The organism is Sorangium sp. So ce834 (genome assembly GCF_051521425.1).
Lineage (GTDB): Bacteria > Myxococcota_A > Polyangia > Polyangiales > Polyangiaceae > Sorangium > Sorangium cellulosum_D.
On sequence record NZ_CP150351.1, the window covers coordinates 3,853,666 to 3,866,518 of the forward strand.

Consider the following 12,853-nt stretch of genomic DNA (forward strand, 5'->3'; position numbering starts at 1 on the left):
GCGCATCGACGGATGCCGAGCGACGCGCACGGCTCAGCCGGCAGGGGCGCGCCCGGCAGGACGGTCCACCGCCGGCGAGGGGGGGCGCGTCGTGGTGGGCTGAAGGGGCTACGCGGGCCGCGCATGGCACGCGTAGCCCGTGCTCAATCACTCGAACTGAGCGTAAACCGCGAGGGATACGAGCGGTCCGGCGCACCGACCGAGGTTCTCCAGCGGCCGGTTGCATCCGGAGATATCGACGTCACGTCCGTCGCACACGAACTCGTCGTCGATGCAGGAGATCGCCTCGTCGAACTGGTCCTCGCAGCCTTCGTACTCGGAAGTCCGCTCGGCGTCCTCGAGGGCGTCGATACACTCCACCTCGTCTCTCTCGCTGCACGATCCGGTGCAATCGCACTTATCTTCGCACAGACCCGAGGGAGAGGCCCCACAGCCCGCGAGCATGGCGAGCGCGAGGGCGACCGTGAACGAGAGGGCGAGCTTCAAGGGCGGTTTCCTCCAACCTGGCCGCGCGGCGCGCGAGCTACGATGACGCCGCCCCTCTTATCGCGTTCGCGGAGGAGGTACAAGCCGGACGTGGGTTGCGCGCGGGCGCGCCAGGGGGCCGGCGCGCCCGCATGAGCATGTCAGTTCCGCGGGGCACCTTCGGCCTGCGCCGGCCAGAGACGGCGGAAACCGACGCCGACGATGACCCCGTCGTCGCGCTGCACCAGCCCGCCGAAGCGGCATTTCTCGACAAGCATGCCTTCGGCGAGATCGCTGCCGTCTTGAAACCGGATGCGTTGACCCTCGCTCAGGGCGGCAAAGACGCGCGCGTCCGCGGCGACGGCGACGAGCGACTCCGGGGAAGGGGCGCGCAACGGCGCGAGGTCCGAAGGACGGGCCCGGCGAACCAGCCCCCGGTGGGCCGCGGAACGCCCAGGAACGGTGCGCTTGCTTGTGTCCTGGACGGAAACTATTGCCTCGGCAGCGTCGATCCACACATCGACCACGGCGCCGCGCCGGAAGAGGACCACCCCGGGCAGCGCCTTGCCCGCGGCGGTGGTCAGCAGGACCAGCTCGCCCACCCCGGGCTCGCTCGACGCGCGCCCGCCGAGGCGCTCGCGCACCGCGTCGACCGTGGGCTTCGCGGCGGCGGACGCGGCGCGATCGGGGCGGCCCATGGAAATCAGCGGGAGCGACAGCTTGCGCGTCATCGGACACCGCCATTCTACGCGAACCGACGCGCGCTCGCCCGGTCGTGGGTCTGGAATCCGCGCCTGACGACGCCGCCCGCGCGGGGCAGCGCCCGCGCCGGACGGCTAAAGGCCGATGGCGCCGCGGTACATCCAGCCCGTCTTTCCCCGGTGCTCGACCTTGTACCAGTCGTTCTGCCGGCCAATGAGCTTGACGCGCGTGCCGCGCACGAGGCGCATGACCACATCGCCCTCCTTGGGCGCCCCGCGGACGAGCGCGGTGTCCCAGCTCACCGTGGCCAGGCCGCTCACGGCGGTCTCGCTCGTGGTCGTGCCGGCGGCGCGCTCCTGCTCCTCGCCGCCGGCTTCCGTCTTCGCGGCCTCCGCGGCCGCGCCGGGGGGGTGGAACGTGGCGGTGTAAACGAGGGAGTAGCGGCGGTACTTGTGCGGGACCTCCTCGAGCGAGACGTTCGAGAACTCGCGGGCGGCGCACTGGAGAATGCCGCTGACCGTCGAGGCGGGCAGGCTCGTCTTCTTCCCCTTGACGACCTGGACCTCTTTTTTCTCGAAGTTCAGCTCGAAGCCGATCGGGAGCTTGCCGTCGGCGCCGAGCGCCGCCGGACACTGGGCCAGCTCCTTCAGCCGGGGCAGCGCGATCGGGTCGAACTGGAGCTCTCCGCAGTCCTCGATCTTCTTGTTCTTCTTGTCGGAGCAGCGCGTGATCCTGCCGGGGCCGACCACGACCTGCTGCTGGTTCTGCGCGGGCTCCGGCGGCTTGGCCTCGGGCTCCGCGGTCCCGGGCGCGGCCGCCGCGGGAGGGGGCGCGGCCGCCGCGGCCGCCGTCTCGGCGGTCGGCTTGAGGTCGCCGGGGACGCTCGGGCCGATGCGGACCCCGGCGAGCTTGGGCCAGGCGACGCCCACGACGAACCCCACGAGCGCGATCACCCCGACCCGCGACCAGACCGGCTGCTCGTCGCCGGGACGGGGGATGTCGACCGTCAGCGGGCGCTGCCGCTTCGCCATGTCCGCCTTCGCCATGTCCACCACGTCGCCTAGCACAGCTGGGTCGCCAGAACGAAATAGTACGAAACAGTCCGCTCCGCCGAGCAGGGCCGCTCAGTCCGCGCCAGAGACGCCCGCCGCCTCGAGCAGCGGCCTCACCCGGGACCGCGCGATGGCGTAGACCGCGCGCACGCCGTCGCGACGGGCATAGAAGACGTTCGTGCCGCGGAAAGCGTCGCCCGCGCCGATCGCGATCGTGAACGACCCCTCGGACGAGCGCGGCGCGCCCGCGCCACCTGCGCCCGCCGGCGCGGGCTGCGGCCGGGCCAGCTCGATGGCGACCCGGAGCCGCGGCGGGTCGAGGCCGTGGTGCCGCTCCGGCGAGCCCAGGGCCACGGCGCCCTCGGCGCGCAGATCGGCGAGCGCGTCCCGGACGCGCGCGGCGGTCGCGGTGGCGCTCGCCGGATCGGCCGCCCCCGCGACGGTGAAGCCGTGCGGAGAGCCCTCGAGCACGACCGGCTTGCCGTCCCGCGGGGTCAGCGTCACCCGCGCGACGTCCTCGGGCGCGACGAGGAAGACGTCGCGGCGGAGCAGCAGGCGCCCGGCCGCGGCCTCGAGCGACGGCGGCGCGACGAACACGGCGGCGCCGCCGCCGGCGCGCGCGAACGAGCCCGCACCGGCGTGCGCGCCGAGCTCCACCCGCGCGGTGCCCGACGCCGCGCCGCCGTCCTCCGGCGCCGCGGTGAGCTCGGCCTCGATCACGAGCCGGGGCGCGGCGAGCCCGTAGCCCTGGGCGGCGTCCGAGGCGACCCAGCGCTCGGCCTTGAGGCCGGCGAGCTGCGCGGCGAGCTCGTCCGCGAGCCCGCCGTCGGCGGCCAGGCCCGCGCCGGTCGGCTCGACGAGCTGCCACGCGCCCTCGCCCGTCCGGCGGAGCCGTTGGACCAGGCCGGCGCGCTCGATCCGCAGCGCGCTGACCTGATCCGGCGCGAAATCGAACACCTCCATCGAGCGCAGCGAGACCGCGGAGGGGAGGAGCGCGCCGGCGGCCGCGGCCGGGAGCTCGGCGATCGCGCCGTCCTCGAGCCGCCGGACGCGCACCACGCCGGCCTGCTCGGCGCCGATCTCGAGCGTCTCGATCCGCTCCTGCGGCTCGCCCTCGCCGGCCGCCGCGGGCGTCGACACGACGCGGAGGGTGGCCCGCGGCGGCTCCAGGCCGAGCGCCTTCGGGTCGCTCGCCGCGGGGAGGAGGCGCGCCGCGCGCACGTCGAGGATCGCCTGCACGAGGGCGCGGCCCGTCTCGGTCGGGACGGGGCGGTCCTCGGGGGCGCGCAGGTGCCACTCGCTGCCGGCGCGCGCGAGCTCCAGCGAGGGCGCGCCGGGCTCGCCGGCCGAGAGCTTCACCTCGGCGACCTCGTCGAGCGGCGCGGCGACGAGGGCGAGGTCGACGAAGCGCGACGCCTCCTCGGTGAGCGGATCGAGCGCGCTCGCGGGCACGCACGCGGCCGCGCGCGTGGGCTCGCGCCGCACCGCGACGACGTGGTCGGGCCTGTCGGGGCAGGCGCCGCCGACGTCGATCACGCCAGGCTTCGCCGAGGGATCGCTCGGCAGGAGCGTCAGCGTGACCCGGGGGCCGCCGGAGGCCGCGGCCTGCTCGGCCTCCTCGTCGGAGAGGAACGCCTCGGCCTGCATGCGGCCGAGCGCCGAGAGCACGAGCTCGAGCGCCGGCGCGCTGACGCGGACGCCGCTGCCCTCGGGCGAGCCCTCGGCGAAGCGGAAGCCGGCGCCGCGGCCGCCGCCCCACGGGGCGCGCGAGAACCGCCGCGAGCCGCCCGCGCCCTCGAGCGTGAGCCCCGAGAGCTCCGACGGGAGGTAGGGGACGAAGCTCCGGGTGCGGAAGCGATCCGGCGGCACGTCGAGGGCGGCGGCGAGCTGCTTCGTGATGACGAAGACGCCGCGGCCGGCGACCTCGGCGTAGACCGCGCCGGGCGGCGTCGGGGCGCCGCCGCCGAGCAGCAGCCGCTCGCGGCGCGGGCCCATCGAGAGCGCGATCGTGAGCCGGGGCGCGGTGAGGCCGAGGGCGGCGCGGTCGCTCGCCTCCGCGGAGACGCGGCGCTCCGCCGTCGCGAACTCGAGCGTGCCGAGGAGCCGATCGACCGTGGGCTCGTCGGCGGGGTAGCGTTGGCCGTCGATCTCGACGCGCCACGGGCGCTGGCCGGCGTCGTCGACGTCGCCGCGGGTGAGCCGCGCGGTCTGCTGCGCGGCGGGGGGCGCGCCGGGCGGCGCCACCGTCACGGTGAGCTCGGTGATCTCGTCGGGGCGCCACGCCTCGAACAGGTGCTTCTTGCGGCGCTCGGCCTCGTCGGTCGACACCGCGCCCCGGTCGAGCACGAAGAGCGCGACGGCCGCCGCGGCGGCGAGCGCGACGAGGATCAGCGTCGTCGCGTGCCGGCGGAGGCGCCGCATGCGAGTCACGGCGCCCCTTCGCGCTCGGCCCCGCCCGGCGCGCCGCGCCCGGCCGGCGACCCGGGGCCGCGCTTGTCGTCGGGGCCGCCGGGGCGGCGCTCGGAGCCGCGCCGCGAGAGGTGCACGGCGAGGCCCAGGAGGGCCGCGGCGAGCGGCATGTAGACGACGACGTAGCGGAAGACGCCGGCGAGCGCGTCCTCGCTGAGCCGGAGGCCCGCGGTGACCGCGGGCTTGTCGGGGATGTCGAGCATGGGCGGGCTCGCGGCGAGCCAGGAGAGCGCGCTCTCGACGAACACGGCCGTCCCGCGGAGCTCGGGGCTCTGCCAGTTCGCGCTGTAGAGCGCGCTGGGCGAGCTGATCACCACGACGCGCGGCCCGTGCGCGGCGCTGGATCCCGCGGGCTTCGGCAGCTCCGCGGCGTAGGCGACCGTGAGCGGCCCCGGGTGATCGCCGTCGCGCGGCTTCGGCTCGGACGGGTCGCGGGCCCAGCCGAAGAAGTCGACCATGCCGAAGGCCTTGTCGCTCGTGACGAGCAGCGGCGCCGGGGCCACGGGCCCGCTCGCCGCGGGCCCGAGCGAGCTGGCCACCGTGAGCACCGGGCCGAGCCCCTGGTCGGCCGCCTTGACGAGCCCCTCGGTGATCGGGTGCGGCCTCACGACGGGCGCGAAGGTCTCGCCGAAGCCCTGCGTCGAGCGGAGCTTCGGGTCGAGCTCGAACACGAAGTCGGACCGGAGCTCGACGCCCGCCACGGCGAGCAGGCCCGCGAGCCCGAGGTCCACGTACCGCTGCTCGCTCTCGTCCGGCACCGGGCCGATCGCGAGCAGCGCGCTGCCGCCCTCCTCGATGAACGCGCGGTAGCGGGCCACGTCGCCGGGGGGCACCGGCTGGCTCGGTCCGGCGAGGACGAGCACGCGGCAGCGGCCGAGATCGGCCTCGGGCGCCGGCTCCTCCGGCGCGGCGCCGGGCTCGTCGCCGTGGTCGTGGTCGCCGTGGTCGTGGCCGCCGCGGCCGCCGCCGAGCTCCACGACCTCGTAGTTGTTCTTGTTGAGCCGGTCCTTGAGCGCCGCGAGCCCGTCGGCGCCGCCGACGTCGATCGACTTCTCGCCGTGGCCGCTCGCGAAGCAGACCCTCGGTCGGTCGCTGCGGAGGACGCTCCGGATCGCGCCGGTCAGCGCCTGCTCGAGCCGCGGGCGGGCCCGCAGGTCGTCCTCGTCCTCGACCTCGACGAGGTCGCTCGCGCTGAGGAAATGGGGCCGGTCCCCGCGCGCGACGATGATCGCCGCGTCCGTGACGATCCGCCCGTCCTCGGTCTTGCCCGCGACGACCCCGTAGCGCTGCTGCACGGCGAGGAACTCCGCCGGGCGCCGGTCGGGGTCGGTCACCGCGACCTCGAGCCGCGTCGTCTCGGCCCGGTACGCGTCGAGCAGGTGCCGCACCGAGAGCGTCAGGGGGTCGGCCTCGGAGAGCAGGACGTAGACGCGGATCGGCTCCTCGAGCGCGCGCAGCGTCGAGACGGTCGCGTCGCTCAGCGTGTACAGGCCGCCCTGCGTCCAGTCCCAGCGCTTGTAGTGGCGGGCGACGAGCAGGTTGACGAGCACCGCGAGCACCATCGCCGCGATGATCCCGACGCTCGTCGAGAGCTTCTCGCCGAGCGAAGTACCCGGAGGGACCCGCGGAGGCGGGCTCTCATCGTGCGCAGACGGAGGATCGGGCCGCTCGTCGCCCATCAGCCCCACCTCCACGCGTCCACCGCGCGCACGGTCACGAACAGCGGCAGCGCGACCACCGTCGCGTCGAACACGAGCCGGCGCAGGTCGACGATCCCGCGGGAGAAATCGTTCATCTGCGTCCAGACCGAGACGTAGGAGCAGAGGTCGTGCGCCGGGCCGTCCGGGAAGATGAACTCCCCGATGCCGAGGATGAACAGGCCCATCACCGCCATCGTGCTGAGCACCGCGGCCATGAGCTGGCTCTTCGTGAGCGCGCTCGTCATCGTCCCGATCGCGAGGTAGCCGGCGCCGACCGCGACGACGGCGAGGTAGCTCGACCCCACCACCCGCCAGTCGAGCTCGCCCGTCCTGGCGATGAGCACCACGTAGAGCAGCGTCGGCGCCCACATCGCGATGTACGTCACGAGCGCCGCGGCGTACTTCGCCAGCACGACGCCCGCGGAGCCCACCGGCGCCGTGAGGAGCGCCTCGATCGTGCCGCTCCGGCGCTCCTCCGCGAAGAGGCGCATCGTGAGCAGCGGGCACACGAAGAGCAGCGGCAGGTAGATCAGGATCGTCTGGCCGAAGAAGACCTGCACGGGCCCCGTGTCGGCGGAGAGCTCCGCCTCGCCCGCGAACTGGGTCGCGATCAGGAAGAAGTGCACGCCCTGCACGAGCAGGAACGTGGTGATCAGCACCCACGCGAGCGGCGTCACGAAGAGCGAGAAGAGCTCCCGCTTGAAGATCGGCCAGAAGCCCCTCACCGCCGCTCCTTCGCCGCGCCGCCCGCGCCGCGCCGCGCCGCGCTCGCCTTTTTCCGGGCCGCTCGTCCGGCGCGCGCGTCGGCGTCGCCCGCCGCGGCCGCGCCCGGCTCGCCGGCGCCGCCCTGCGCGTCGCCTTGGGCGGTCAGCTCGGAGAAGACCTGCTCCAGGGATGGAGCGCGGGGGACGAGCTCGCGCACGCCGAGGCCCGCGCCGACGAGCGCGCTCACGAGGCGCTCGGTCGCCTCGCCCGGGTCGGCGCCGGCGTCGAACTCGACCGTGAGCCGCGCCGCGTCGCCGGCCGCCTCCGCCTCGGCCGAGCGCACCCCCGCCGCGCCGCGCGCCGCCGCGAGCGCCGCGTCCGCCGCGCCGCGCACCGCGACGCGCACGCCGGACGCGCGGCGCATCGCGCGGATCTCGTCGATCGAGCCCTCCGCGACCAGCCTGCCGCGGGCGATCACGACCGCGCGCGTGCACGTCGCCTCGACCTCGGAGAGGATGTGCGTCGAGAGGAGCACCGTGCGGTCGCGGCCGAGCCTCCGGACGAGCGCGCGCACCTCGCGGATCTGGTTCGGATCGAGGCCCGCCGTCGGCTCGTCCAGGATGAGCAGCGGCGGATCGCTGACGAGCGCGTCCGCGAGGCCGACGCGCTGGCGGTAGCCCTTCGAGAGGTGGCCGATCATGACGCTCGCGACGTCCTCGACGCGCGCGTCGCGCAGGGCGCGCGCGACCGCCTCGCGGCGCGCGCGCCGCGGCACGAGCTTCAGCTCGGCGCGGAACGCGAGGTACTCCGCGACGCGCATCTCCGGGTAGAGCGGCGACGTCTCGGGCATGTACCCGAGCGACGCCCGCGCGCGCATCGGCTCCTCGGCGATGTCGTGGCCGGCGACCCGCACCCGGCCGGAGGTCGCGCCCAGGAACCCCGCGAGGATGCGGAGGGTCGTGCTCTTGCCCGCCCCGTTCGGCCCGAGGAACCCGACGATCTCGCCCTGGCTCACCCGGAAGGAGAGGTCGCTCACCGCGAGGTGGGCGCCGTAGGACTTGGAGAGGTGCTCGACCTCGATCATCGGGACATCGGAGCGCAGGGGGTCAGGGCGGCCGGCGCGGCCCGCGCGGGCAGGCCGGGCGATCGCGCGGAACGCTTAGCGCACCGGGCGGGGCAGGGGAAGCGCGCGCCGGCTCCGGCGCGCCGCCGGCGGCGCGGGACGCCGGCGAGTAGCCAGAGCCGCGCGTCTCTGGTAACCCTCCGCCGTCGCGCCCGGCGGCCCGGGCGCTCACGCCACGGGCCCCTCTGCAAGGCGACGCACCCGGTGCGCCGAGCGCCGCGGCCCCCTCACACCCACCGCTTCACGATGGATCAGACGCTCCTCCGGTCGTACTTCTCGACCATCTACGAGTTCCCCACGGCGGCGGGGACGCTGCGCGTCTCGCTGGACGGCGAGATCGTCCAGGATCAGGCCGGGCTCCCCGACCTCCTGACCCGCAAGTTCGCCGTGCTCACCGCCTACAACCCGCGCTCGATGCTGATCCCCCGCCGGGTCAACGATCAGCGCCACCACGTCCTCCGCGATCTCTTGATCCTCGGGTGCTACCGGGTCGAGCCGTGCGTCGGCTCCGAGGCGGAGCCGGAGGGCATCTGGCGCGAGCCGGCCTGGCTCGTCCACGGCATGGACCGGGACGAGGCGATCGCCTTCGGCCGCGTCTTCCGGCAGAACACGATCGTGTTCGCGCAAGGCGGCCGGCCGGAGCTCATCATCACGGATCCCACAGCCGACGACATCGGCCGAACTTTCCAGGGCAACTGGCGGGTTCGAGCATGACCCGCGCGGCGCCCGCGGACGCGGGACGCCGATTCCATGTTGAAACATACCCGCAAAATGTGGGTTCATGCCGTGGCGTTTAGGGATGGGCGGACCGGCCTCGCTCACCACATGAGGAGACACAGCAGAATGCGCACCCAGGTCACCCTCGCGGCGCTCGTCGCCGCGCTCGGGCTCGTCGCCGGCGCTGGCGGCTGCGGCCAGAACAAGGTCTCGGAGTGCAACGCGCTCATCGAGGTCATCAACAAGGGCGTCCAGAGCATCGAGAAGGGCACCAAGACCGGCGCCGATCAGGGCGGGTCGAGCGAGCTGAAGGCGATGGCCGACGCGATGGACAAGGTGGCGGCCGACGCGGCGCAGGTGAAGCTGACCACCCCGGAGCTGCAGAAGTTCTCGGGCGAGTACCAGGCCATGGCGAAGGACGTCGCCAAGGCGGCGCGCGATCTCGCGACCGCCGCGGACGCGAACGACGCCGAGAAGAGCAACACCGCCCAGGCCGCGATCGAGAAGGCGATCAAGCAGGAAGACCCGCTGGTCGACAACATCAACAAGTTCTGTCAGGCGCCCTGACGGGCGCTCCGCCCGGAAGGGCGCGCGCGTCGACGAGGGCGCGCGCCGGCCGAGCGCGCCCTCGCCGACGCGACGCGGCCGGCGAGGCCCGCGATCAGGGGACGAAGCGGTAGCCGACGCCGCGCACGGTCAGGATGTGGCGCGGCGCGGTCGCGTTGTCCTCCAGCTTGTTGCGGAGCTGGAGGATGAAGTTGTCGATGGTGCGCGGGGTGCCGTGGTGCGTCGGGCCCCACACCTTGGCCTGGATCTGCTCCCTGGACAGCACCCGGCCGCCGGCCTCGGCGAGGCAGAGCAGGACGTCGAACTCGGTCGCCGTGAGCTCGAGCAGCGCCTCGCCGCGGCGGACCTCGCGCGTCGCCGCGTTGATCACGATGTCGCCGGCCCGCAGCTGCGCCCCGTCCGCGCGCGCGATCGCGTCGCGCCGGAGCACCGCCTTCACGCGGGCGAGCAGCTCGGCCAGGCTGAACGGCTTCGTGATGTAGTCCTCGGCGCCGAGCTCGAGGCCCATCACCTTGTCCATCTCGGCGCCGCGCGCGGACAGCATGATCACGGGCAGGGTGCGCCGCTCGTTCCGGAGGATGCGCAGGAGCTCGAAGCCGTTCAGGCGCGGCAGCATCACGTCGATGATGATGAGGTCGATCCCGCCGGCGCGAGCGAGCGCGAGCCCGCGCTCGCCGTCCTCGGCCACCTCGACGCGGTAGCCCTCGGCGGTCAGGTTCATCTCGAGACCCATAGCGATGCTGGGATCGTCCTCGACGAGCAGGACGGTCCGGGCCGGTGCCTGAGGGTTCCGGGTCATGCTGAGCACGTCCTCTAGCATGTCCATGTCCGGACCGGAGGCGGCCGCGCCTACGGCGATGCGTCCGCCCTGACGCCGTGATCCGCCGCCTCGGGGGGCGCCTTGGCGACGGCCGGCGGCCTCGCGGCGGCGGTCGCCCTCGCCGAGCCCCGGAGCGGGAGCACGAGCGTGAAGGTGCTGCCCTTCCCGGGCTCGCTTTCGACGAGGATCCGACCCCCGTGCGCCCGGATGACGTGCTTGACGATGGACAGCCCGAGCCCCGAGCCTTCCTGCTGCCGGGCCAGGAGGTCGTCGACCCGGTAGAACTTCTCGAAGATCCGCTTGTGCTCCTTGCGGGCGATGCCCTTGCCGTTGTCGCGGACGGTGATCAGCGCCGACCGTTTGCTGACATGGGCGGAGACGCTGATCTTCCTCGGCTGACCGCCGTACTTGTAGGCGTTCGAGAGCAGGTTCACGATCGCGTCGACGAGCGCGCTGCGATCGCAGATCACGGGCGGGAGGTTCGCGTCGACGGAGACGTCGAGCTCGACGCTGCGCTTCTCGCGGGTCGGCTCGAAGGCGTGGATCGCCTCGTGGACGACCACCCCGAGGTCCTGCTCCGAGAGCTCGTAGACGCGCCGGCCGCTCTCCATCCGCCCCCAGTCGAGCAGCCGGTCGATGAGCTGCTGGAGCCGGGCGCTCTCCTTGGTGAGGGCGTCGATGCAGCGATCCTCGCTGTGCGCGTCGCCGCGCCGGAGCTTGAGCGTCTCGGTGAACATCCGGATCGACGTGAGCGGCGTGCGCAGCTCGTGCGAGACCTTGGACACGAAATCGGCCTGGAGCTCGGACAGGTTGCGCTCGCGCCGGAGGAAGACCCAGACGAGGATGACCCCGGTCGCGAGCGTCCCGCAGAACGTGAGGACCAGGATCCCCACGATGAGGTTGTACTGGGCCTCGCCGAGCACGAGGAGGAGGAAGCCGACGCCCGACAGGAGCACGCCGGGGATGATGACCAGGTAGACGAGGAGCTGGATGATCCGCCGGTAGCCGAGCGTGGTGAGGTCGCGCCGCGGGGTCCGCATGCCGGGAGCTTAGTGGGCCGGCGCGGCGGCCGCGAGCGGACTACGCTTCGATGCGCTCGAGCACGAGCGCGGGCGCCGGGGCGGGCGCCGGGCCGAGCTGGAAGGCGGCGCGGACGCGATCGGCCGCGGCGCGGGCGTCGTCGGCCCGGCGGGCGTGGATGCGGGCGAGGGGCGCCCCGCGGCCCACGCGATCGCCGCGCACGGCGGCGAGCTCGACGCCCACGGCGGGGTCCACGCGCTGGTCGGCGCGCGTCCGCCCGGCGCCGAGCGCGACCGCGGAGAGCCCGATCTCCAGCGGATCGACGGCGACGACGTACCCCTCGCCCTCGGCCGCGACGTCGATCACGACCGGGGCGCCGGGCAGCCGGCCGGGGTCGTTCACCACGGCCGGATCGCCATTCTGCGCCGCGATCATCCGCGCGAGGACCTCGGCCGCGGCGCCGCTCGAGATGGCGGCCTCGAGCTTCGGCCGCGCCTCGGCCGCGCTCGCCGCGGCGCCGCCGGCGATCAGCATCTCCTCCCCGAGGGCGAGCGTGCACGCGACGAGGTCGCCCGGCCCGCGGCCGTGCAGCACCTCGATCGCCTCGCGGGTCTCGATGGCGTTGCCGACGGCGCGCCCGAGCGGGGCGCTCATGTCGGTGAGCAGCGCGGAGACGCGCTTTCCGGCCGCGGTCCCGACGCGCACGAGCGCGGTCCCGAGCGCGCGGGCGTCGTCGAGGGTCTTCATGAACGCGCCCCGCCCGACCTTGACGTCGAGCACGAGCGCGTCGATGCCCTCGGCGAGCTTCTTCGAGAGGATGCTCGCGACGATGAGCGGGATCGACTCGACCGTGGCCGTCACGTCGCGCAGCGCGTAGATGCGCTTGTCCGCCGGCGCGATCCGCGCGGTCTGCCCGATCATGCACGTCCCGACGTCGCGGACGACGCGCGCGAACGTCGCGGCGTCGAGCGCCACGTCGAACCCCGGGATGGCCTCGAGCTTGTCGAGGGTGCCGCCCGTGTGACCGAGGCCGCGGCCGGACACCATCGGCACGGGGACGCCGCAGGCGGCGACGAGGGGGGCGAGGCAGATCGAGACCTTGTCGCCGACGCCGCCGGTGGAGTGCTTGTCGACCTTGCGTCCGGGCACGTCGGACAGGTCGAGGACGTCGCCCGAGTGGAGCATCGCGCGGGTGAGCGCGACGGTCTCCGCGTCGTCCATGCCGCGGAAGAAGACGGCCATGAGCAGCGCGCTCATCTGGTAGTCGGCGAGCTCGCCGTCGCCGTGGGCGCGGACGAGCCGCGCGATCTCGTCCTCGGACAGCCGCCCGCCGTCGCGCTTCCGCGCGACGAGCTCGACAAGGGTCTGCATCGCCCTGGAGCTTAGCCGTGTTCGACCCTATTTGTCCCCGGCGCGCGCATCCCTATGGTCGCCGGGAGCGCGCGGGCCGCCGCCGCGGGAGAGCGGACGCGGCGCCGGTCGCGGTCGCGCCGGAGAAGGGAGCCGTACGGGG

At 74.2% G+C, this 12,853-nt stretch carries 12 protein-coding genes; 2 read left to right on the forward strand and 10 right to left on the reverse strand.

The features are described 5' to 3' along the window. Positions 1-147: 147 nt before the first annotated feature. From WMF20_RS14065 to WMF20_RS14095, 7 genes are all read right to left on the reverse strand, one after another. On the reverse strand, positions 148-486 hold the full coding sequence (locus tag WMF20_RS14065; protein WP_129574832.1) for a hypothetical protein: 339 nt from the start codon (positions 484-486) through the stop codon (positions 148-150). 140 nt (positions 487-626) lie between these two features. Continuing rightward, positions 627-1,196 (reverse strand): hypothetical protein, encoded by a 570-nt coding sequence (locus WMF20_RS14070; RefSeq protein ID WP_437613976.1) that lies wholly within the window; start codon positions 1,194-1,196, stop codon positions 627-629. Positions 1,197-1,301: 105 nt separating this feature from the next. Beyond that, on the reverse strand, positions 1,302-2,213 hold the full coding sequence (locus WMF20_RS14075; RefSeq protein ID WP_437613978.1) for an SH3 domain-containing protein: 912 nt from the start codon (positions 2,211-2,213) through the stop codon (positions 1,302-1,304). Positions 2,214-2,291: 78 nt separating this feature from the next. Further along, entirely contained in the window at positions 2,292-4,640 is a 2,349-nt protein-coding gene (locus tag WMF20_RS14080) for a DUF4340 domain-containing protein (protein ID WP_437617119.1), read from the reverse strand. A gap of 5 nt (positions 4,641-4,645) precedes the next feature. Then, positions 4,646-6,367: a GldG family protein gene (locus WMF20_RS14085; protein WP_437613980.1), complete on the reverse strand. Its 1,722-nt coding sequence runs from the start codon at positions 6,365-6,367 to the stop codon at positions 4,646-4,648. Then, the gene (locus tag WMF20_RS14090; protein WP_437613982.1) at positions 6,367-7,113 is read right to left on the reverse strand and encodes an ABC transporter permease; all 747 of its coding nucleotides are present in this window, start codon (positions 7,111-7,113) and stop codon (positions 6,367-6,369) included. The genes WMF20_RS14085 and WMF20_RS14090 overlap by 1 nt, the downstream gene beginning before the upstream one ends. After that, positions 7,110-8,177 (reverse strand): ABC transporter ATP-binding protein, encoded by a 1,068-nt coding sequence (locus WMF20_RS14095; RefSeq protein ID WP_129574837.1) that lies wholly within the window; start codon positions 8,175-8,177, stop codon positions 7,110-7,112. Before WMF20_RS14095 ends, WMF20_RS14090 begins: the two co-directional genes overlap by 4 nt. A 285-nt stretch (positions 8,178-8,462) precedes the next feature. On the opposite strand from WMF20_RS14095, the gene WMF20_RS14100 reads away from it, so the two are divergent. Both WMF20_RS14100 and WMF20_RS14105 read left to right on the forward strand, forming a co-directional pair. Further along, positions 8,463-8,930, forward strand: coding sequence for a DUF3293 domain-containing protein (locus WMF20_RS14100; protein ID WP_061616525.1), 468 nt, complete (start codon positions 8,463-8,465; stop codon positions 8,928-8,930). A 129-nt stretch (positions 8,931-9,059) separates the two neighbouring features. Further along, positions 9,060-9,500 carry a hypothetical protein gene (locus WMF20_RS14105; protein WP_020734897.1) on the forward strand — a complete coding sequence of 147 codons (441 nt, stop codon included), beginning with the start codon at positions 9,060-9,062 and terminating at the stop codon, positions 9,498-9,500. Between the two features lie 94 nt (positions 9,501-9,594). Here the strand turns inward: WMF20_RS14105 and WMF20_RS14110 are convergent, their stop codons facing one another. From WMF20_RS14110 to WMF20_RS14120, 3 genes are read right to left on the reverse strand one after another with little or no spacing between them, the layout of a single operon-like run. Beyond that, a complete protein-coding gene (locus WMF20_RS14110) occupies positions 9,595-10,299 on the reverse strand; it encodes a response regulator transcription factor (RefSeq protein ID WP_437613984.1) in 705 nt (234 codons plus the stop codon). Positions 10,300-10,349: 50 nt separating this feature from the next. Next, positions 10,350-11,360: a sensor histidine kinase gene (locus WMF20_RS14115; RefSeq protein ID WP_437613986.1), complete on the reverse strand. Its 1,011-nt coding sequence runs from the start codon at positions 11,358-11,360 to the stop codon at positions 10,350-10,352. 40 nt (positions 11,361-11,400) lie between these two features. After that, entirely contained in the window at positions 11,401-12,711 is a 1,311-nt protein-coding gene (locus tag WMF20_RS14120) for a thymidine phosphorylase (protein WP_437613988.1), read from the reverse strand. Positions 12,712-12,853 lie beyond the last annotated feature (142 nt).